The sequence below is a fragment of the Streptomyces sp. NPDC028298 genome (assembly GCF_055565895.1).
In genome coordinates this window covers 1259317-1279742 of the sequence record NZ_JBVHTL010000001.1, presented here as the reverse complement: position 1 = coordinate 1279742, position 20426 = coordinate 1259317, and the positions used below count along the sequence as shown (strand labels likewise).

General features: G+C 73.6%; 17 protein-coding genes. 13 read left to right on the top strand and 4 right to left on the bottom strand.

Annotated features, from left to right (window positions below):
• Positions 1-24: 24 nt before the first annotated feature.
• A complete protein-coding gene (locus ACZ4TO_RS05695) occupies positions 25-1530 on the bottom strand; it encodes a phosphatase PAP2 family protein (RefSeq protein ID WP_468023512.1) in 1506 nt (501 codons plus the stop codon).
• Between the two features lie 105 nt (positions 1531-1635).
• Between ACZ4TO_RS05695 and ACZ4TO_RS05690 the strand changes: the two genes are divergently transcribed.
• The 7 genes from ACZ4TO_RS05690 to ACZ4TO_RS05660 all read left to right on the top strand — a co-directional run bounded on the left by ACZ4TO_RS05690 (position 1636) and on the right by ACZ4TO_RS05660 (position 9275).
• Entirely contained in the window at positions 1636-3255 is a 1620-nt protein-coding gene (locus ACZ4TO_RS05690) for an ABC-F family ATP-binding cassette domain-containing protein (RefSeq protein WP_468023511.1), read from the top strand.
• Between the two features lie 403 nt (positions 3256-3658).
• Entirely contained in the window at positions 3659-3901 is a 243-nt protein-coding gene (locus ACZ4TO_RS05685; protein WP_355771041.1) for a DUF6158 family protein, read from the top strand.
• A complete protein-coding gene (locus ACZ4TO_RS05680) occupies positions 3898-4476 on the top strand; it encodes a TIGR03086 family metal-binding protein (RefSeq protein ID WP_468023510.1) in 579 nt (192 codons plus the stop codon). Before ACZ4TO_RS05685 ends, ACZ4TO_RS05680 begins: the two co-directional genes overlap by 4 nt.
• Before the next feature lie 226 nt (positions 4477-4702).
• Complete coding sequence (locus ACZ4TO_RS05675) at positions 4703-5497, top strand: RNA polymerase sigma factor SigF (RefSeq protein WP_382795235.1); 795 nt, start codon at positions 4703-4705, stop codon at positions 5495-5497.
• A 271-nt stretch (positions 5498-5768) separates the two neighbouring features.
• The gene (locus ACZ4TO_RS05670; RefSeq protein ID WP_468023509.1) at positions 5769-6842 is read left to right on the top strand and encodes a hypothetical protein; all 1074 of its coding nucleotides are present in this window, start codon (positions 5769-5771) and stop codon (positions 6840-6842) included.
• A 94-nt stretch (positions 6843-6936) separates the two neighbouring features.
• Positions 6937-8184: an aminotransferase class I/II-fold pyridoxal phosphate-dependent enzyme gene (locus ACZ4TO_RS05665; RefSeq protein ID WP_382795240.1), complete on the top strand. Its 1248-nt coding sequence runs from the start codon at positions 6937-6939 to the stop codon at positions 8182-8184.
• Positions 8181-9275 (top strand): MBL fold metallo-hydrolase, encoded by a 1095-nt coding sequence (locus ACZ4TO_RS05660; RefSeq protein WP_468023508.1) that lies wholly within the window; start codon positions 8181-8183, stop codon positions 9273-9275. Before ACZ4TO_RS05665 ends, ACZ4TO_RS05660 begins: the two co-directional genes overlap by 4 nt.
• Positions 9276-9399: 124 nt before the next feature.
• Here the strand turns inward: ACZ4TO_RS05660 and ACZ4TO_RS05655 are convergent, their stop codons facing one another.
• Both ACZ4TO_RS05655 and ACZ4TO_RS05650 read right to left on the bottom strand, forming a co-directional pair.
• Entirely contained in the window at positions 9400-10026 is a 627-nt protein-coding gene (locus ACZ4TO_RS05655) for a DedA family protein (RefSeq protein WP_385048950.1), read from the bottom strand.
• Positions 10023-10796: an MBL fold metallo-hydrolase gene (locus tag ACZ4TO_RS05650; protein ID WP_468023507.1), complete on the bottom strand. Its 774-nt coding sequence runs from the start codon at positions 10794-10796 to the stop codon at positions 10023-10025. Before ACZ4TO_RS05650 ends, ACZ4TO_RS05655 begins: the two co-directional genes overlap by 4 nt.
• 85 nt (positions 10797-10881) lie before the next feature.
• Here ACZ4TO_RS05650 and ACZ4TO_RS05645 point away from each other — a divergent pair, with 85 nt between their 5' ends.
• From ACZ4TO_RS05645 to dnaK, 6 genes are all read left to right on the top strand, one after another.
• Positions 10882-11361 carry a recombinase family protein gene (locus tag ACZ4TO_RS05645; protein WP_468023506.1) on the top strand — a complete coding sequence of 160 codons (480 nt, stop codon included), beginning with the start codon at positions 10882-10884 and terminating at the stop codon, positions 11359-11361.
• 312 nt (positions 11362-11673) lie between these two features.
• A complete protein-coding gene (locus ACZ4TO_RS05640) occupies positions 11674-13713 on the top strand; it encodes an alkaline phosphatase family protein (RefSeq protein ID WP_468023789.1) in 2040 nt (679 codons plus the stop codon).
• A 281-nt stretch (positions 13714-13994) separates the two neighbouring features.
• Positions 13995-15056, top strand: a complete 1062-nt coding sequence (locus ACZ4TO_RS05635; RefSeq protein ID WP_385048944.1) for an ATP-binding protein — start codon at positions 13995-13997, stop codon at positions 15054-15056.
• A gap of 68 nt (positions 15057-15124) precedes the next feature.
• Positions 15125-16861: a vWA domain-containing protein gene (locus tag ACZ4TO_RS05630; RefSeq protein WP_468023788.1), complete on the top strand. Its 1737-nt coding sequence runs from the start codon at positions 15125-15127 to the stop codon at positions 16859-16861.
• 165 nt (positions 16862-17026) lie between these two features.
• A complete protein-coding gene (locus ACZ4TO_RS05625) occupies positions 17027-17452 on the top strand; it encodes an OsmC family protein (protein ID WP_261705012.1) in 426 nt (141 codons plus the stop codon).
• 143 nt (positions 17453-17595) lie between these two features.
• On the top strand, positions 17596-19500 hold the full coding sequence (gene dnaK / locus ACZ4TO_RS05620; RefSeq protein ID WP_468023505.1) for a molecular chaperone DnaK: 1905 nt from the start codon (positions 17596-17598) through the stop codon (positions 19498-19500).
• On the opposite strand, the gene ACZ4TO_RS05615 is transcribed toward dnaK, so the two are convergent.
• Positions 19494-20357 (bottom strand): helix-turn-helix domain-containing protein, encoded by an 864-nt coding sequence (locus ACZ4TO_RS05615; protein ID WP_382795261.1) that lies wholly within the window; start codon positions 20355-20357, stop codon positions 19494-19496. The two genes, dnaK and ACZ4TO_RS05615, sit on opposite strands and share 7 nt — an antisense overlap.
• Positions 20358-20426 lie beyond the last annotated feature (69 nt).

Sequence of the window (20426 nt, the reverse complement as noted above, 5' to 3'; positions counted from 1 at the left end):
GGAGCGGGAGTACGCGGCAGACGGTCAGTGCGCGGGACGCGGGCGGTAGACGGTCAGCGCCTCACGGCTCTTGCGCAGCGTCACCTCGCCGCCGACCTCGGTGACCTCGCCGTCGTAGGCCAGCAGCGTGCCGGGTGCGACACCCTCGATGCTCAAGCGGCCCACCCGTACCGCCGCGTGCGCGGGCGAGCGGGTGAGCGGCCCCGCGAAGGCCGCGGCCAGCAGCCGCATCGCGGGATGGCGGCCCCCGTGCACGACCCGGACGTCGAGGCGGCCGTCCGCGAGGTCGAAGCGGCGGGCGGGGGCAAGGCCCATCCGGTGGTAGGTGCCGTTGCCCGCGAACAGGAGCCACAACGGGTGGCTGCGGCCGCCGAGTTCGGCCCGCAGCGGGTGGTGGTCGGCGCGCAGCACACGGAGCGCGCCCAGCACGCCGGCGGGCCAACTGCCGATCACCTTGGACCAGTTCTCCCGCTCACGCACCAACTCCGGGTAGATGCCCAGGCTGCAGGTGTTGAGGAAGATGCCGCTCCTGTCGCCGGACGCGAACCGGCCCACGTCGACCCGGACCGCCTCGCCCTCCCGGAGTGCGCGGACCAGATCGCGTTCGCCCTCCACACCGAGGTCGTGGGCGAAGTGGTTGAGCGTGCCGCCCGGCAGGACGGCCAGGGGAAGGCCGTGGCGCAGGGCCACCTCGGCCGCGCTGTTCACCGTGCCGTCGCCGCCGCACACACCCAGCACGAGGGCCCGGGCCGCCGCCTTCTCCAGCTCCTCCTGAATCTCGTGGGGCTCGCATTCCACGATCTCCGCCCGCGGCAGCGCGGCCGCCAGCGCCCCGACCCGCTCCACCGTGCCCGAGGCCCTGTTGGCCACCATGACCAGCCCCTCGCCCTCACCGTCGGCCAGCGCGGGCGCGTCCGTGCGCGGACGGCCGGGCGGGGTGAGCCCGTCCCGGGTGGGCACCAGCGCCCGCACCGCGTACGCCGCCCCGACGCCCAGGGCCGCGCCGGCCACGACGTCGCTCGGGAAGTGGACACCGGTGTAGACGCGGGACAGCGCCACCGCGGCGGCCAGCGGCGCGACGGCCGCGCCCCAGCCGCGGGACTCCAGCGCCACCCCCGTCGCGAACGCGGCGGCGGACGCGGCGTGCCCCGACGGGAACGACGTGGTGATCGGCTGCCGCTTGAGCTGCCGGACGGCGGGGACCGCGTCGAGCCCCGGGCGCGTGCGGCGCACCGAGCGCTTGCCGACGGTGTTGATCGTGGCGGAGGCCAGGGCCAGCGAGGCGACTCCCCGTGCCGCGGCCCGGCGGGCCCGCGGGGTGCGGCTCGCGGCCACGGCGGCGGCCGTCGCGAACCACAGCACTCCGTGGTTCGCGCCCCGGCTCAGCCGCGGCAGCACGGGGTCGCCGCCCGGCCAGTGGCGTGCCGCGACCGCCTCGAAGAGCCGGCAGTCCAGGGCGAGGAGGCGGTCCCGAAGGGCGTGGCGGCCCGGTACGAGGGCGGTCAGGTCGACATCCGGGGTCGTGGTCATGCGGCTCCGTCTACCCCGGATCAGGCGCTTCCCGCCCCCGCTCCCCGGGCCCGTCCTCGCATACCCGTTTGCCCAGCGCCCCCGCTCCCCGGAGAATGCCTGCCCATGGGACATCTCGAAGCCGCACACCTTGAGTACTACCTTCCCGACGGGAGGGCGCTGCTCGGCGATGTGTCGTTTCGGGTGGGGGAGGGCGCCGTCGTGGCCCTGGTGGGTCCGAACGGCGCCGGCAAGACGACGCTGCTGCGGCTGATCTCGGGCGAGATCAAACCCCACGGCGGGACCGTGAACGTCGGCGGCGGGCTCGGGGTGATGCGCCAGTTCGTGGGGTCCGTACGCGACGAGACGACCGTGCGCGAGCTGCTCGTCTCCGTGGCCCCGCCCCGCATCCGCCAGGCCGCCGAGGCCGTGGACGCCGCCGAGCACGCGATGATGACCGTGGACGACGAGGCGGCACAGCTCCGCTACGCGCAGGCGCTGTCCGACTGGGCCGAGGTCCGCGGATACGAGGCCGAGACCCTCTGGGACATGTGCACGATGGCCGCCCTCGGCATCCCCTACGAGAAGGCCCAGTGGCGCCTGGTGCGGACCCTGTCCGGAGGCGAGCAGAAGCGCCTGGTCCTGGAGGCGCTGCTGCGCGGCACCGACGAGGTGCTGCTCCTTGACGAGCCGGACAACTACCTCGACGTGCCCGGCAAGCGCTGGCTCGAGGAGCGCCTCAAGGAGACCCGCAAGACCGTCCTGTTCGTCTCCCACGACCGCGAACTCCTCGCCCGTGCCGCCGAGAAGATCGTCAGCGTCGAGCCCGGCCCGGCCGGCGCGGACGCCTGGGTGCACGGCGCCGGTTTCGCGACCTATCACGAGGCCAGGCGGGAGCGGTTCGCGCGCTTCGAGGAGCTGCGCAGGCGCTGGGACGAGAAGCACGCACAGCTCAAGAAGCTGGTGCTGAACCTCCGTCAGGCGGCCGCCGTCAGCCATGAGATGGCCTCCCGCTACGCGGCGGCTCAGACCCGGCTGCGCAAGTTCGAGGAGGCCGGACCGCCTCCGGAGCCGCCGCGCGAGCAGGACATCAAGATGCGGCTGCACGGCGGGCGGACCGGTGTGCGGGCGGTGACCTGCAAGGGGCTGGAGCTCACCGGCCTGATGAAGCCGTTCGACCTGGAGATCTTCTACGGCGAGCGCGTCGCCGTCCTCGGCTCCAACGGCTCGGGGAAGTCGCACTTCCTGCGGCTGCTCGCGGGCGGCGACGTGGCGCACACCGGCGAGTGGAAGCTCGGCGCCCGCGTGGTCGCCGGCCACTTCGCGCAGACCCACGCCCACCCGGAACTGGAGGGCCGCACGCTCCTGGACATCCTGTGGACCGAGCATTCGCAGGACCGCGGGGCGGCGATGTCCCGGCTGCGCCGCTACGAGCTGACCGCCCAGGCCGAGCAGCGCTTCGAGAAGCTGTCGGGCGGCCAGCAGGCACGTTTCCAGATCCTGCTCCTGGAGCTGGAGGGCTCGACGGCCCTGCTGCTGGACGAGCCGACCGACAACCTCGACCTGGAGTCCGCGGAGGCGCTTCAGGAGGGCCTGGAGGCGTACGAGGGAACGGTGCTGTCGGTCACCCACGACCGCTGGTTCGCCCGCTCCTTCGACCGCTACCTGGTCTTCGGCTCGGACGGCCGCGTACGGGAGACGCAGGAGCCGGTCTGGGACGAGCGCCGCGTGGAACGCGAGCGGTAGGCGACACCTGGGGCGCGAGAGGTAGGCGGCGCCAGGGGCGCGAGAGGTAGGCGGGCACCAGGGGTGCGCGGCAGGTGGGCGCTCGGGCGCGAGCGGCGGGAGGGCGGGAGCCGAGCCCCCCGCCCGCGCCGCGGTCCCCGCCCGTCCTGCGTCCCCCGCCTGCGCCGCGTCCCCGCCCGCGCCGCGTCCCTTCCGCACCGCCCGACCGCCCCGCCCCGCCCCGCGCCCCGGCCCGGACGCGGGGGCGTCGGGCACGTTCCGGGGAGGCCCGGCACCCCGGATGTTCGTAGAGTGGAGGGAGTGGGTCTCGATCCACGGCTCCCTCCCGGACGCCGCTCGGGCAGTGTCTGCCCCGCGCGGAGGCCCGGACCGCACCGACGGCCACGACGAGCGGGGTGGCACCATGACCGGAGTCGACCCGGGCCGGCTGGACGATCAGCAGCTCATGAAAGAGCTGGAGGCCATCCACCGCACCCGCCACGACACGCTGTTGCACGGCTCGAACGACGCGCTGCACACCCACAACGTGCGCATGGCCCAGTTGGAGGGCGAGTACCTGCGCCGCCACCCGCGACGGCCCGTCGCGGCGGCACGTACCCGTGACGGCGCCCGGGAACGCGGACCCGCGGGGGTGCCGCCGGCATGACCGAACCGCATCCTGTGCTGGCCCGGCAGGCGGAGGCCCTGGAGCTCTTCGGCCGCCGGGTCCACGCGGTCCGCGACGACCAGTGGCAGGCCCCCACGCCCTGCTCCGCCTGGAGCGTGCGCGACCTCGTGGGCCATCTTGTCGCCGAGCAGGCCTGGGTGCCCGCTCTGGTCCGTGACGGCGAGAGCGTCGACTCGGTCGGCGACCGTCTGGACGGCGATCTACTCGGGGCCGACCCCGTCGCCGCCTGGGAGGCCGTGGCCGACGCCTCCCGAGCGGTGTTCGCCGAGCCCGGCGCGCTCGACCGCACGGTCCATCTGTCCTTCGGCGACATGCCGGCGGACGACTACTGCGCGCAGCTCGTCACCGACCTGACGGTCCACACCTGGGACCTGTCCCGCGCCATCGGCGCCGACGAACAACTCCCCGAGAACCTTCTGTCGTTCGCGGTCCGGGAGGTCACCCCGCACGCCGCGGAGCTGGAGAAGTCCGGACTCTTCGCCGCCCCGGAGGAGCCCCCGCCCGGCGCGGACGTCCAGACGAAACTCCTCTGCCTGGTCGGACGCAGGCCCTGATCGGAGCCGCGTAAGAGGCCCCGGAAGGACGCGCGCGCCGAAGTCGGGGAGAATGGAAGGGCGTTTGCCCCGCATGGCGCGGGGCAGACGCAGTTGCAGTGCTTCGGACAGGAGGCACGTCCGTGGGAGCGGCCAGCCGCGCCATGGGTGTACTCGTCCGGAGCACGGGTGCGTTCCCACGATGACTGTCCATCACATGGCACCATCAAGGGAGTTGCGACGCACCATGCGAACCCAAGCGAGCGCGACGCACCATCCGCACGACGACGCCCCCGACACCGGGGAGGCATTCCGCAGGCTCGCCATGCTCCCGCCCGGAGAGCAGCGCGACGCGCTGCGTTCCGAGATCGTCGAATCCTGGCTGCCGATGGCCGAGCGCCTCGCGGGCCGCTTCCGCAGCCGTGGCGAGAGCTACGAGGACCTGCGCCAGGTCGCGGCGCTCGGCCTGGTCAAGGCCGTCGACCGCTACGACCCCGAGCTCGGCAACGCCTTCGAGAGCTACGCGGTCCCGACGATCACCGGCGAGATCAAGCGTCACTTCCGTGACCACATGTGGACCCTGCACGTGCCGCGGCGGGTCCAGGACCTGCGCAACCGGGTCCGGTTCGCCGCCCAGGACCTGTCCCAGACCATCCCGGGCCGCAGGCCCACCGTCGCCGAGATGGCCGAGCACGCCCGCATGAGCGAGGACGACGTCCGTACGGGCCTGGAGGCGCTGGAGAGCTTCACCGCGCTCTCCCTCGACGCCGAACTGCCGGGCAGCGAGGACGGCTACTCGCTCAGCGACGCCCTCGGTTCGCCCGATCCGGCCCTCGACACCGTCATCGACCGCGAAGCCGTCAAACCCCGGCTCCAGGCCCTGTCCGAGCGGGAACGCGCGATCCTCTACATGCGGTTCTTCAGCGACATGACCCAGAGCCGTATCGCCGACGAACTGGGCATCTCCCAGATGCACGTCTCCCGCCTCATCAGCCGCTGCTGCACCCGGCTGCGGGACCAGATCATGCGCGACGCGGCCTGAGAGCCGGCTCCGGTCCGAGTCCCTTCCGGCTCCGGTCCGAGTCCCTTCCGGCTCCGGTCCGCTCCGGCTCCGGTCCGCTCCGGCTCCGGTCCGGGTCCGTTCCGGCTCCGGTCCGGTCTCGGCGGCGTCCGTGCCGTCACCCGCTCGGGCCCCCGCTTTCCCGCGAATGGTGCCCGGCCGTTCGCGCCCGGCGGTACGGCGGGCTCTGATGGCTCCGAGGGACACGACGGCCGTGGCTCTCGGACCGCAGCCCGCCGAAGGAGCCCCGCTCATGCGCCGTACCGCCCGTGTCCTGTACGCCACCGCCCTGGCCGGCGCCGCTCTCGGCGCCGCCGCGTCGGGAGCGGCCGCGGATCCGGCCGCGGAGGTCAGTCCGGGCTCCGTCGAACCCGGCGGCACCGTCACCGTCACGGTGAGCTGCGACGCGATCGGCGGGACCCTGCCCGACTCCATCGACGCCAGTTCCCAGGGCTTCCAGGACGGCAAGGTCCAGCTCCACCGTGTCGAGGGCGCCGACCCGGCCGCCGCGGGCGCCGCCTCCTACAGCGGAACCGCCCACGTCGCCTCCGGCGAGCCCGATCCGGGCGCCGACCCGGCCACGCGAGGCTCCGACGATCCGGGGCCCGGCCTCGACGGGCTGAGTTCCGGCGCGTCGAGCGCCTCCGACGCGAAGAACTCCGGCGGCGCGCGAGCGGAGGTGTCCGCGGACGCGCGTACGGACGCGGTGAACCCCGCCGCCGGGAGCTCGGACACCGTCGGGCCCGACGCCCAGGCGCCCGGTTCCGGCGCCGACGACCCCGCGGCCCACGACGCGCTGATCCCCGGCACCGACGCCCAGGACACGGCCGCTCCCGACCCCCTCGGCCCGGACGCGCTCGGCGCGGATCAGCTCGGCCCCGACTCGGTGGGCCCCGACGGCCTGGGCCCTGACACCGTGGGCCCCGACACGGTCCCCGAGCCGGCCGGCCCGGACACCGTGGGCCCCGCCGCCACGGCTCCCGGCAAGGAGGTCCCGGACGAGGCGGCCCCCGGCACCGGGGACGGCGACGGACGGTGGAACGTCGGCGGCGTCTGTCCCGCGCCCCCGGGCGGTCACGGCAAGCAGTGGACCGCGTCGTACTCCGTGGGCCGCGGCCCCACGGCGACCCATGTGCCCGACAGCGGGACCGGCACCGTGGCGGCCGAGCCGCCTACCGGCCGGCAGGGTGTGCACGCCGGTGAGGGCGGTGTGTTCACCGACTCCGTGCCGGCCCTGGTCGCCGGTGGGGTGCTGATCGCCGGCGCCCTGGGAGCCGCCGCCCACCGGCTGCACCGACTGCGCCGACGACGGAGCTGGCACCTCTAGTCGTACGAGGGGACGAGGGGACGAGGGCACCGGAACCGCACGGGCAGGCAGGCTCCGGAACAGGGAACGGCGGCATCCACGGTGCGGAGGCAGTATGCGGCGGACGGACCCCGAAGGCCACGGACCGGTCCGGTACGGTCCGCCCCTGCCCGACCAGGGCCTGCCGGTGCTGCCGGAACTCCGCGCCGTGCTGGCCGCCGCCGCGGACCGCTCCGCCGCCGAGCCCTGCGGCGGCGGCCCCGTGCTCCTCGACGCGGCCAGCGGCTACTGGACCCGGCGCGGACTGCGCGCCGCGCCCGACCGGGTGGCGGCCGCCCCCGGAGCCGCCGCGCTGCTGCTGGCCCTGACCGGGGCGCTCGGCGGCGACATCCTCGTGAGCCGCCCGTGTGCCGCGTGGTGGGCACCGCAGGCACGCCTGCTGGGCAGATCCGTGTTCCATGTGGCGACGCCCGCCGAGTGCGGGGGCGTCCCCGATCCGTACGCCCTCCTGGAGACGGTCCGCAGGGTCCGGGCCGAGGGCGGCGACCCTCGGATGCTCCTGCTGTCCGTCGCCGACGACCCGACCGCCACCGTCGCCCCGCCCGAGGTGGTGCACGAGGCCGTGGAGGCCGCGGCCGGCGCGGGGCTGCACATCGTCAGTGACGAGACCTGGCGCGACACCCTGCACGAGCCGCGGGACACCGTGCTGGTCAGCCCCGCCGAGATGCTCCCCGACGACGTCTGCGTGATCACCGACCTCGCGGGTGCCTTCCTGCCCCAGGGCTGGCCCGCCGCCGTCGCCCGCTTCCCCGACAACGAGGCGGGCGCGGCCCTGCGTTCCCGCGTCCTCGACGTGCTCACCGTGCTGGGCGCGCGCGTCGCCGAACCGGTCGCGGCGGCGGCCGCATACGCGCTCGGCGAGCCCGCCGCGATCACCGAACGGCTCACCGCCGCCGTACGCCTGCACGCGCGCGTGGCCGACGCCGTCCACCGCCTGATCACCGCCGCCGGTGCCGTCGCGCGCCCCCCGCAGGCCGGCCGGCACCTGTACGTCGACCTCGGCCCGCTCCGCTCGGCCCTCGGCGCGCACGGCGTCGGCGACGCGCAGGACCTGGAGGACTGGCTCTCCACCCGGCTCGGCCTGCCCGCGCCGGGCGGACACCGCTTCGGGGACGACCTCGCCTCCCTGCGCTTCCGCCTCGGCACCGGACCACTGCTCGGCTCCACCGACGAGGAGCGGGAGGAATCCCTCGACTCCGAAGCGCCGCTGGAACTGCCGCACGTGCACCGCGCGTTGACCCTCCTGGGGTCGGCCTTCGACGATCTCCGCGACGACGCTCAGCGACGGGAGCCTCCTCGATGACGCAGCAGTCCGAGTCGACCACGAGCACGAAGCCCCAGGGCACCGGCGATCCCGTACCCGCCGTCGCCCCCGTGCCGGGGCACCCCGCCGTCCTTCCTCCATCCCCTCCTTCTCCGCCCGCCCCGCCGCTCGCCGAGCCCCGTCCGCTCGGCGAGCGGCGTGTCTGGCCCCGGTCCTTCGTGGACCGGCTGACCGCGCCGCTGCCCGGGCTGCGGGCCTTCGCGCGGCTCGCCCGCGAGGGCGCCCTGCGGCCGTCCGCGGACGGGCTCGCCGACATCCCGCTGCTGCCCTTCGAGCCGGGACCGCTGCCCGACGTCGACGCCCGCACCACCGCCGTCTCCTGGGCCGGGCACGCGAGTTGGGTGATCCGGATCGGCGGTCTCACCGTCCTCACCGACCCGGTCTGGTCCCGCCGCATCGTGGGAACCCCGGCCCGGATCACCCCGGTCGGTGTGGCCTGGAGCGCGCTGCCACGCGTCGACGCGGTCGTCATCAGCCACAACCACTACGACCACCTGGACGCCCCGACCCTGCGCCGACTCCCGCCTGACACACCGGTGTTCGTCCCGGCCGGGCTCGGACGCTGGTTCAGGCGAAGGCGGTTCAGCCGGGTCACCGAACTCGACTGGTGGGAGGCGGCCCAACTCGAAGGTGTCCGCTTCGATTTCGTCCCCGCCCACCACTGGTCCAAGCGCACCCTCACCGACACCTGCCGCTCCCTGTGGGGCGGCTGGGTACTCACGGCCCCCGAGGGGCGGCGCGTCTACTTCGCGGGCGACACCGGTTACGGCCACTGGTTCACCCGCATCGGGCAGCGCCACCCGGGGATCGACCTCGCCCTCCTGCCCATCGGCGCGTACGACCCCCGCTGGTGGCTGAGCGACGTGCACTGCGACCCGGAGGAGGCCGTGCAGGCGGCCGTCGACCTGCGCGCGCGGAGGATGGCCCCGATGCACTGGGGCACGTTCGTGCTCTCCGCCGAGCCCGTCCTCGAACCCCTGCGCCGGGTGCGGGCCGCGTGGGAACGGGCGGGCCTGGCCCGGGAGAACCTGTGGGACATGGCGGTGGGAGGGTCCCGGGTACTGGAGTGAGGCCCCTCCGGCCGCGGCCCGCGGGAGAACCGTCCCCGCCACGCCCTGCCGGAGTGGCCGTCCCCGCCTGCGCCCTGCGGGAGAGAGGGGCGGCCGTCCCCTCGTGGGAAGCGCCCAGCCCGTCCTACGAGGCCTTCGTACGGCGGAACCGGCGCCACACACTCGGCGCCACGCTGATCGCGACGGTCAGCGCCACCGCGGCCACCACGCCCTGCCACGGCTCGGGGAAGAGCGAGCCGCCCAGGATGCCGATGACCTGGTAGGTGGCCGCCCACGCGAGGCAGGCCGGGACGTCTCCGCGGGCGAAGACCCGCAGCGGCATCCTCGCGAGCAGACAGGCCAGCATCACCGGGATGCGGCCCGCCGGCACGAGACGGGACAGGACGAGCACGGCGATACCGTGGTCGTCGAGCTTCTCCTGCGCCTGAGCCAGCCGGTCCTCGGGAGCGCGGTCCCGGATCGCCTCCAGCCAGCGCGACCCGTTCTGCGAGCCCATGCCGCGGTGCCCGAGCCAGTAGAGCGACATGTCGCCGAGGAACGCGGCGACCGAGGAGACCAGGAACACCGTCAGCATGGCGAAGGGCGACTCCTGATGGAAGGCCACCACCGCCGCCGAACTCACCAGCGCCCCCGTCGGCACCACCGGCACCAGAGCCCCGATCAGCACCAGCAGGAACAGCGACGGATAGCCGATCGCCTGCTGAGTGGACTCCGGGGGCACGGCCGGGGCCGCCGCGGCCAGGAAGATCACCGAGCGGCCTCCGGACGTACGCTCTCGCCCTGACTCAGCAGATGCACCGCCACCTGGGGCGCGCGCTCCGCCGCCAGGCGCACGAACTCCTCACCCGGCGCATGGAATTCATGAGGGCGCACGGCATCCATCCCGATGGGCCAGAACGTGCCGTAGTGCACCGGCACGGCGCTGCGCGGACGCAGCGCGGCGAGCGCCTCCGCGGCGCGCCCCGCGTCCAGATGTCCCTCGCCGAGATACGGGCCCCAGCCGCCCACCGGCAGCAGGGCCACGTCGACCGGACCGACCTCCTCGGCCATCGACGCGAACAGCCCGGTGTCCCCGGCGAAGTACGTCCGCGCCTCTCCCTCGATCACGTACCCCACGGCGGGGGAGCGGTGCGGTCCGATCGGCAGCCGGCGCCCGTCGTGCCGGGCCGGGACCGTGCGTACGGCCAGGTCACCGACCCGGGTGCGGTCACCGGGCGCGACCTCCGTGAGCCGCAGATGACGCAGCTTGCGCAGCCCGGGCACCGACCGCGGGGCACCGTGCGGCACGAGCAGCCGGGTGCCCGGGGCCAGCCGTGCCAGCGAGGGCAGATGCAGATGGTCGGCGTGCAGATGGGAGATCAGCGCGACGTCCGCGACCGCGGCCGGGGGAGGGGGCGGCGCCCCGCGCCTGCGCCGCAGGTGCGCGAGCCGGCGCGCGAAGAGGGGATCGGTGAGCACGCGTGTCCCGGAGTCCTCCAGCGTGCAGGTGGCATGCCCCCACCAGGTGATCTCCACCGGCACCTCTTTGCCTCCTTCGCACGACTCCCCCCGAGCCTACGGGCAGGAGTAGGGTCTGCGGCGAAACCAGGAGGTGAGGGGGGACACCATGAGAGACGCACGCGGTGCCTCCGGCGCGCACGCCCTCGTGGGCCCGCACGAGCACGGCGGCCCCCTGCCGCACCCCTCGTCGCTCCGGGTCACGGCGATCGCGAGCCTGACCCCTCTGGAAGAACTCGACGAGGACCCCTTCCTCGTCGACTCCCGCAGCCAGCACGCGATGTGCGCCCGCTGGGCCGCCGAGCACGGCTACGTCGTCACCCGGGAACTCCTCGTACGCGGGCTGCGCCCCGACCACCGCAGCCTGTGGGCGGACGTCGAGGCCGGTCTCGTGGACCTGTTCGTCGCGCCCAGCGCCCGGGTGCTGGAGCGTGCCCTCGCCTCGGTGGAGGAGTTCACCGCCGAGTGCGCCCGCCGCGGCGTCCGGGTCGAGACCGTCGGCACCGCCGAACCCTCGTACGACGCCCAGATGAAGGCCAGGGTCCACCGCCGGCTGTCGATGCCGACCGCCGGCTACGACGGCCGCTGAACCCGCACCCGCCCCGCCGGTCATCTCGGCCGCTGAACCCTCACCCCCCGGCCGGCTACGACGGCCGCTGAACCCGCACCCGCCGCCCGGGCGAGCCCGCCGGGGCATCACCCGGGCACCCGCGCGCGGGCACTTCTCGCGGCTCTCGGGGACTTCCGGGGATCTCCGGCCGTTGTGACAGGGTGGGAGCAGGCCGCGCGGACCGGGCGGGCCGGGACGTGAGGTGGACTGGGCGTGGACAAGGGACGTTGGCGGCGCCTCGCCAGCGCGGCCGGGCGCAGCATCACGGTGTGGGCCGTGTCCACACTCACGATGCTCGTCCTCGCCGGTCTGCTGCCCGACTTCCGGCTCCAGTCGGAGAGCGGGGACAGCGCGACCAGGATCGCCGTCACCGCGGCGGCCGGCGCCGGTGTCTTCGGCCTCCTCTCGGCACTGGTGTGGCCCCTGCTCGTCCGGGCCCTGCTGCTCGTCCCCGCCCTGGTGCTCGGCCTGCTCGTCTTCTTCCTGAACGGCTCGCTGCTGCTGATCGCCCTGCGGCTCAACCCCTCCGGGAGCAGTGAGGCGGCCCCCGAGACCGCCGTGGTCGTGGCCGCCGTCATGTCGGCCGTCGCCTCGGCCACCGGCGCCGCCCTCGCCGTCCGGGACGACGACGCGTACCGGCGCCGCCTCTACCGGCTCGCCGACCGGCGCCGCAGACGCGCCGCCGGACGGCCCGGCCCCTCGACTCCCGGCGTGGTCTTCCTCCAGCTCGACGGCGTCGGACACGACGTACTGCGGGACGCGATCGGCAAACGGCTCATGCCGACCGCCGCCCGGTGGCTCGAAGGGAGCCGTCCCAGCCACCGGCTCACCCCGTGGAGAACCGACTGGTCCAGCCAGACCGGCGCCAGCCAGCTCGGCATCCTGCACGGCACCAACCACGACGTCCCCGCCTTCCGCTGGTACGAGAAGGACACCCAGGAGGTCATGGTCTGCAACCGGCCGACCGGCGCCGCCGAGCTCCAGCGGCGGGCCGTCGCGCGCACCGGCGACGGCGGCCTGCTCACGGCCGATGGCGCGAGCCGGGGCAACCTCTTCGGAGGCGGGGCCGACGAACTCGCGCTCGTGCTGTCCGTGGCCGCGCGCAGGGGACGGGAGAACCGCTCACGGGCCGGGTACTTCGCGTACTTCTCAGACCCGGCCAACGCCGTCCGTACGGCCATGTCGTTCGTCGCCGAGGTCTTCCGGGAGACGGGCCAGTCCACCCGGGCCCGACTCCAGCGGCGACGGCCCCGCGTCAAACGCGGCGGGCTGTACCCGCTCGTCCGCGCCTTCGCGACCGTCGTGGAGCGGGACGTCGTCGTCGCGGCCGTGATCGGCGACATGCTCGCCGGGCGCAACGCCGTCTACGCGGACCTGGTCGCCTACGACGAGGTGGCGCACCACTCGGGACCGCGGAGCCGCGACGCCGAGCGGATCCTGGAGCGGCTCGACCGTTCGCTGGCGCTGATCGAGAAGGTCGCCGAGCACGCCCCGCGGCCGTATCGGGTCGTCGTGCTCTCCGACCACGGTCAGAGCCCGGGGGAGACCTTCCTGACCAGGTACGGCCTCAGCCTCGGCAATCTGGTCCGGGCCGGCTGCGGGTTGCCGGTGCCCCGCAAGGCCCGGCGCACCCACAGCGGTGCCGAGGCCCGGACCGCCGTGCGGGCCGCGCTGCGCCGGCCGGTGGAGGAGCGCGAGGAGCGGCGCGAACCGGTGGGGCGGCGCTCCGAGCCGCTGGTCCTGGCCTCCGGGAACCTCGGACTCGTCTCCTTCCCGGACGTTCCGCACCGGATGAGCCGGGAGGAGATCGACCGGCGTCACCCCGCGCTGCTGTCCACGCTCGCCAACCATCCCGGCGTCGGCTTCCTCCTGGTGCGCAGCGAGGAGCACGGCGGCCTCGTGCTCGCCGCGCACGGCGTCGAGGTGCCGGTGGACCGGCTCGACGACGAACACCCGGGCCCGCTGGCCGACTTCGGCCCCGGCGCCGCCGCCGCGGTGCGGCGCACGCACACGTTCCCGCACACCGCCGACATCATGGTCAACTCCTGGTACGACCCCGTCGAGGGCGAAGTCCTCGCCTTCGAGGAGCAGATCGGCTCGCACGGCGGGCTCGGGGGCGCGCAGGGGCATCCGTTCCTCCTGTCCCCGCTGACCCTGTCCCCACCCGTCGGCGCGGACACGCGAGGGGCCGGCGGGGACACGCAAGCGGTCGGCCCGGACGACGGGCTCGTCGGTGCCGAGCGGGTGCACGACGTGCTGCGGCGCTGGCTGCGCGAGTGCGACGGCTCCCACGTCCCCCTTCCGTCGAGTGGGGACGAGCGGGCCGCCTGAGCGGGAGTCCGGCGCGAGAGGACGAGCGGCGGCGACGGACCGGCCGAAAAGGGGCGTGTGCGACGGAAAATGGGAGGCGGCGGGCGCACCGCCGTGTCCACACTGTGGGCATCGCACGCCGCGTTGTCGCGCGCGTCCCTCCCCCGTCTCCCATCTCCCCCGTCTCTCACATCTCGTGCGCGTCTCACGTCTCACGCGCCCCCCACGTCACCCTCGCCTCGCACCTCGCTCTCGTCCCTCACACCCCTCTCGTCTCTCCCACGCCCTCAAGGAGCCCGCCTGTGCAGGCAGCCGTCACCGTCACTCCCTCCCGTGTCCCGGAGCTGCTTCTCGGTCTCGCCACCGTGCGGCCGGTCTTCCTCTGGGGTGCCCCCGGCATCGGAAAGTCCTCCCTGGTCAGGGAGTTCGCCGAATCGCTCGGGCTGGAGTGCGTGAGCCTGCTGGGTACGCAGCTCGCGCCCGAGGACCTGATCGGTGTGCCGCAGATCCGCGACGGGCGTTCCGTGTTCTGTCCGCCGCAGGCCATCGCCCGCGACGAGCCGTACTGCCTGTTCCTGGACGAGCTGAACGCGGCGACCCCCGACGTGCAGAAGGCCTTCTACTCGCTGATCCTGGACCGCCGCATCGGCGACTACGAGCTGCCCAAGGGCTCCATCGTGATCGGCGCGGGCAACCGCGCGACGGACAACGCCCTGGCCCGCCCGATCGCCTCGGCGCTGGTCAACCGCCTCACCCACGTCCATCTGGAGGCCTCTCCGAAGGACTGGCTCGTCTGGGCCGCCGCGAACGACATCCACCCCTGGGTGCTCGACCACGTCACCGACCGCCCCGACCACCTGTGGTCCAAGCCGCCGAAGACCGAGGAGCCCTTCTCCACGCCGCGCTCCTGGCACATGCTCTCCGACGCGCTGCGCTCCTTCGGCGACGCGCTCGACGAGGAGACCCTGAAGGTGATCGCCCACGGCACGCTGACGCCCGCGCACGCGGTCGCGTTCTGCGGCTACGTCAAGATCGTGCGCAGCCGTTTCGGCATCGAGGCCATCCTCAAGGGCGACGCCCGCTGGCCCAACCGCATCGAGGACCGCGATCTCCTCTACTACCTCGCGGAGTCCTTCCGCGGCCGTCTGATCAAGGAACTCCCGGCCGGCCGGGACCACATCCCGGCGAGCGCCCGCCAGACGGCGTACCGGGCCAAGTCCCTGCTCATCCAGCTCGCGGAGATATCCGTCGAGGTCGCCCAGACGGTCATCGCCTCGGACGCCGACGGCAATCCGGTCCTGCCGGCGTGGTTCCTGGTGGAGGCCGCCCGGGACATGCCGCGTCTCGTGGAGGCGCGGCGGTGAGCCGTTCCCGCAAGCCCGGGCCCAAGAAGACCAAGCCCGACCCCGCCGCCGAGGCGTTCGCCGAGGGGATGCGGCTGGTCCGGGCCAACCCGGCGCTGGACGCGGTGGACTTCCGCATCTGCCGGGAGGAGAAGTGCGACAGAGTCCCCACGGACGGGCTCGTGGTCGTCAGCTCCAACGGGATCGTGCACGTCAATCCGGTTCGGCGCGCCGACCCGGTCGCCTGGGCCTGGGCCGTGGCGCACGCCGTCATCCACCTGGGTTTCGGTCATCTCCCGGCCGCGGCCGGCGAGCGCGAGCAGCCCGACCGCTTCGACCTCGCCGCCCGCTGCGTGGTGGTGAACCGCTTCCTGCGCGGCTTCTCGGCGCGGCTGACCCCCGAGGAGCTCCCGGACTCCTACCCCGACGGGGACGAGGAACGGCTGGCCGCGGCCTGGCGCCGCGACGGCATCCCGGCCCGGTACGAGCACTGCGGTACGGCGGGCGGAGCCCCCGACCAGGTGCTCGTGCCCTGGAGCACCTGGCGCGGAGGGGTTCCGGCCGACTGGCAGGTGGCCTTCGCGCACGCGCTGACCCGCACCGTGGCCGCCACGATGGACGTGGCGGGCGGACGGCGCGCCTCCCTGGGCGAGGGCCCCACCCCGCTCCGGCCCTGGGAGCGCGCGCTGAGCTGGTTCGTCTCCTCCTACCCGCTGCTCGGCGGGCTCGCCGCCGGCATCACCCTCGTCGCCGACGCCGAACTCGCCCGCGCCCACGGCATCTCCGTCGCCGCCGTGGACACCGGGGCGGCCGAGATCTACATCAACCCGCTGCGGCAGTTCGACGACGAGGAATGGCGGTTCGTCCTCGCCCACGAGATGCTGCACGCCGCCCTGCGCCACGGTGACCGCTGCGGCACCCGGGACCCGTACCTCTTCAACATCGCCGCCGACTACGTGATCAACGGCTGGTTGTGCGAGATGCAGGTCGGCACGATGCCCGAGGGCCTGCTGTACGACCCGGAGCTGAAGGACCTCTCCGCCGAGGAGGTGTACGACCGGATCGCCGGCGATCTGCGCCGCGCGCGCCGCCTCGCCACCCTGCGCGGCAGGGGAGCGGGCGACATCCTGGGCGGACCGCTCGGCTCGCCGCGCGACTACGTCGACCTCGACGAGTTCTACCGGCGCGGCCTGGCCCGGGGCCTCGACCTGCACCAGCAGCAGGAGCGCGGTTTCCTCCCCGGCGGCCTGGTCGAGGAGATCCGCGCGCTCAGTCATCCACCGCTGCCCTGGGACGCCCGACTCGCCCGCTGGTTCGACGAGTTCGTGCCCCGGCCCGAGCCGCTGCGCTCGTACGCCCGTCCCTCCCGGCGGCAGGCGTCCACCCCGGGCATCCCGCGCGCGGGCCGCTGGTTCCCGCCCGAGGAGATCGCCCGCTGCACCTTCGGCGTCGTCCTCGACACCTCCGCCTCCATGGACCGCACCCTGCTCGGCAAGGCACTGGGCGCCATCGCCTCGTACGCCGAGGCCCGTGACGTTCCGGCCGCGCGCGTCGTGTTCTGCGACGCCGCCCCGCACGACGCGGGCTATCTGCCCGTCACGGAGATCGCCGGACGCGTACGGGTGCACGGACGCGGCGGCACCGTGCTGCAGCCGGGCATCGATCTGCTGCACCGGGCCGACGACTTCCCGCCCGGCGCGCCCGTCCTGGTGATCACGGACGGATACTGCGACGTGCTCCGGGTACGGCGCGAGCACGCCTATCTGATCCCGCACGGCGCACGGCTCCCGTTCACCGCGCGCGGACCGGTCTTCCGGGTGAGCTGAACCCACCGCCGCGGCGCGCCGCCGGGTCCCTCCACGGACGCCGGTGACGAAATCCCGGACACGCACCGGCAGGTCGCCGCCCGAACCGCGGGGTACGGCGGGCCCAGGTGTGATCGGATGGAGGCACGGACCCCGGCAACGGGACCACACCCGAAAGGAATCATCGTGGCAACCACGCGCACCGCACACACCGTGTGGGAAGGCAACCTGCTCGAGGGCAACGGCGTCGTCACCTTCGACTCCTCCGGCATCGGCCAGCAGCCGGTGACGTGGGCGTCGCGGGCGCAGGACGCCAACGGCAAGACCAGCCCCGAGGAACTGATCGCGGCCGCCCACTCGAGCTGCTTCTCCATGGCGCTGTCGCACGCCCTCGCGGGTGCCGGCACCCCGCCCACCAAGCTCCTCACCAACGCCGACGTCACCTTCCAGCCCGGCGAGGGCATCACCGGCATCCACCTCACGGTCGAGGGCACGGTGCCGGGCCTCGACAACGACGGCTTCGTCGCGGCGGCCGAGGACGCCAAGAAGAACTGCCCGGTCAGCCAGGCCCTGACCGGCACGACGATCACCCTGTCGGCGAAGCTCGCCTGACGCACGTACACCGGTGCCGCGCCCTCCCGGTGGGGGCGCGGCACCGGCGTGTCCGCCCCCGTACGGCCGTCCGCGCCATTGACAAGCGAGAACACAGGTTTTGTGCTTGAGGGCGGGCAGAGCCGGGGCGGAAGGGGACTGACATGGGACGTGCGGTCGGGATCGATCTCGGTACGACGAACTCGGTGGTGGCCGTCCTGGAGGGCGGTGAGGCGACGGTCGTCGCCAACGCCGAGGGAGCACGCACCACGCCCTCGGTGGTGGCCTTCGCCAAGAACGGCGAGGTGCTGGTCGGCGAGGTCGCCAAACGGCAGGCCGTGACGAACGTGGAGCGCACCGCGCGGTCCGTGAAGCGGTACATGGGCGACGTGAACTGGCGGTTTCCCGAGAAGGGCGCTGTCGACGGCACCCGCTACCGCGCCCAGGAACTGTCCGCGCGGGTCCTGCAGAAGCTGAAGCGGGACGCCGAGGCCTACCTCGGCCAGGACGTCACGGACGCCGTGATCACCGTGCCCGCGTATTTTGACGACGCCCAGCGCCAGGCCACGAAGGAGGCGGGCGAGATCGCGGGCCTGAAGGTCTTACGGATCATCAACGAGCCCACCGCCGCGGCCCTGGCCTACGGGCTCGACCGCGGGGAGGAGCAGACCGTCCTCGTCTTCGACCTGGGCGGCGGTACCTTCGACGTCTCGCTCCTGGAGATCGGCGACGGTGTGATCGAGGTCAAGGCGACCAACGGTGACACCCGGCTGGGCGGTGACGACTGGGACCAGCGGGTCGTCGAGCACCTCGCCCAGCGCTTCAAGGCCGCACACGGCATCGATCTCGGACACGACAAGATGGCACTGCAACGGCTGCGCGAAGGCGCCGAGAAGGCCAAGATCGAGCTGTCCTCGTCCACCGAGACCAGTGTCAACCTGCCCTACATCACCGCCACCGCCCAGGGCCCGCTGCACCTCGACGAGAAGCTGACGCGCGCCCAGTTCCAGGAACTGACGGCCGACTTGCTCGACCGCTGCCGGACGCCCTTCCACCAGGCCGTCAAGGACGCCGGTGTGAAGCTGTCCGCGGTCGACCACGTCATCCTGGTCGGCGGTTCCACCCGGATGCCCGCCGTCTCCGACCTGGTGAAGGAACTCACCGGCAAGGACCCGCACAAGGGCGTCAACCCGGACGAGGTCGTGGCCCTCGGCGCGGGACTCCAGGCCGGCGTGATCCGCGGCGACGTGAAGGACGTCCTGCTCCTCGACGTCACCCCGCTGTCCCTCGGCATCGAGACCAAGGGCGGCATCATGACCACCCTCATCGAGCGCAACACCACGATCCCCACGCGGCGTTCGGAGATCTTCACGACGGCCGCCGACAACCAGCCCTCGGTCGGCATCCAGGTCTACCAGGGAGAGCGCGAGATCGCCGCGTACAACAAGAAGCTCGGCGTCTTCGACCTCACCGGTCTGCCGCCCGCGCCGCGCGGGGTCCCGCAGATCGAGGTCGCCTTCGACATCGACGCCAACGGGATCACCCACGTCTCGGCGAAGGACCTGGCCACCGGGCGCGAGCAGAAGATGACCGTGACCGGCGGCTCCGCGCTGCCCAAGAACGACATCGACCGCCTGGTGCGCGAGGCCGAGCAGTACGCCGAGGAGGACCGGCGCAACCGGGAGGCGGCCGAGACCCGCAACCACGGCGAGCAACTCGTCTACCAGACGGAGAAGTTCGTCCGCGAGAACGACGAACGCATCCCGGCGGACACCAAGGCCCAGGTCGCCTCGGCGGCCGACGAGCTCAAACAGCTCCTGGCGGACTCCTCCACCGACACCGCCGCGCTGCGCGGCGCCATCGAGCGGCTGGCCGGCGTCAGCCAGCAGATGGGCCAGGCCATGTACGCCCAGGCCCAGCAGCGTTCGGCCCCGCAGGACCAGCCGCCCACCGAGCAGGCCCCCGGCGACGACGACGCCGTGGTGGACGCGGAGATCGTGGACGAGGACCGCGAAGGGGACTCCGGGGGCACCCGGGGCGGATCCCCGGGACCGGGGGCCGCTCAGTAGCGGTCGCGGAACTCCCGGAGGATCTCCTTGGTGCGCTCGGCGGAGGCGGAGTGGGCCGACATGTGGTCCAGCACCTCCAGATGCAGAGCGACCTCCTCCCGCGCGTCGAGATAGAGAGCGCCGGTCACGTACTCGCTGTAGACGATGTCCGGCAGCTCTCGCTCGGCGAAGCGGAACAGCGCGAAGGACGTGTACGTCCCCGGGTGCGGCCCCGCCGCGTACTCCGCGACCTGGAGCGTGACGTGATCGAGCTCGACCCATTCGAGGAGCCGGTCCATCTGCTCGCGCATGACCTCACCCCGGATGCTCACCGGACGCAGCAAGGCCGTCTCGTCCATGATCACCCAGAGGTGGGGCGGGTTCTCACGGGTGAGCAGCGCCTGCCGCTTCATGCGCAGCGCCACATGCCGGTCTATGGCGTCGGCGCCCGTCTGCCCGACCGTCCCGGCCTCCAGCACGGCCCGCGCGTACTCCTCGGTCTGCAGCAGCCCCGGCACGAAGTGCGGTTCATAACTGCGGATGAGCCGTGCCGCGCCCTCCAGGCTGACGTGCATGCTGAACCAGTCAGGCAGCACGTCGTGGTACCGCTGCCACCAGCCCGGCTCGTTGGCCTCCTCGGCCAGCGCCACGAAGGTCTCGACCTCGTCGTCGGCGACGCCGTACGTCGTCAACAGGACCTGCACGTAGGGGATCTTGAGGGCGACCTCGGCCATCTCCATCCGGCGCACGGTCGCCGGCGCGACCCTCAGGACACGCGCCGCCTCTTCCCGCTTCAGGCCCGCGGTCTCGCGCAGCTCCTGGAGCCGTCGGCCCAGGACCACCTGCCCCACCGTGGGCGCCGGCCGCCGCTCACTCACGCCACGCCTCCCCACGCGCCGAAGTATGCGTGCAGTGTGCCATGTCCGTGCGGAACCATCATCGTTTGG

Bases quoted from the DNA above. Each gene is read 5' to 3' on its own strand.
- ACZ4TO_RS05695 (WP_468023512.1), bottom strand. From the start codon at position 1,530: ATGACCACGACCCCGGATGTCGACCTGACCGCCCTCGTACCGGGCCGC.
- ACZ4TO_RS05690 (WP_468023511.1), top strand. From the start codon at position 1,636: ATGGGACATCTCGAAGCCGCACACCTTGAGTACTACCTTCCCGACGGG.
- ACZ4TO_RS05685 (WP_355771041.1), top strand. From the start codon at position 3,659: ATGACCGGAGTCGACCCGGGCCGGCTGGACGATCAGCAGCTCATGAAA.
- ACZ4TO_RS05680 (WP_468023510.1), top strand. From the start codon at position 3,898: ATGACCGAACCGCATCCTGTGCTGGCCCGGCAGGCGGAGGCCCTGGAG.
- ACZ4TO_RS05675 (WP_382795235.1), top strand. From the start codon at position 4,703: ATGCGAACCCAAGCGAGCGCGACGCACCATCCGCACGACGACGCCCCC.
- ACZ4TO_RS05670 (WP_468023509.1), top strand. From the start codon at position 5,769: ATGCGCCGTACCGCCCGTGTCCTGTACGCCACCGCCCTGGCCGGCGCC.
- ACZ4TO_RS05665 (WP_382795240.1), top strand. From the start codon at position 6,937: ATGCGGCGGACGGACCCCGAAGGCCACGGACCGGTCCGGTACGGTCCG.
- ACZ4TO_RS05660 (WP_468023508.1), top strand. From the start codon at position 8,181: ATGACGCAGCAGTCCGAGTCGACCACGAGCACGAAGCCCCAGGGCACC.
- ACZ4TO_RS05645 (WP_468023506.1), top strand. From the start codon at position 10,882: ATGAGAGACGCACGCGGTGCCTCCGGCGCGCACGCCCTCGTGGGCCCG.
- ACZ4TO_RS05640 (WP_468023789.1), top strand. From the start codon at position 11,674: ATGCTCGTCCTCGCCGGTCTGCTGCCCGACTTCCGGCTCCAGTCGGAG.
- ACZ4TO_RS05630 (WP_468023788.1), top strand. From the start codon at position 15,125: ATGCGGCTGGTCCGGGCCAACCCGGCGCTGGACGCGGTGGACTTCCGC.
- dnaK (WP_468023505.1), top strand. From the start codon at position 17,596: ATGGGACGTGCGGTCGGGATCGATCTCGGTACGACGAACTCGGTGGTG.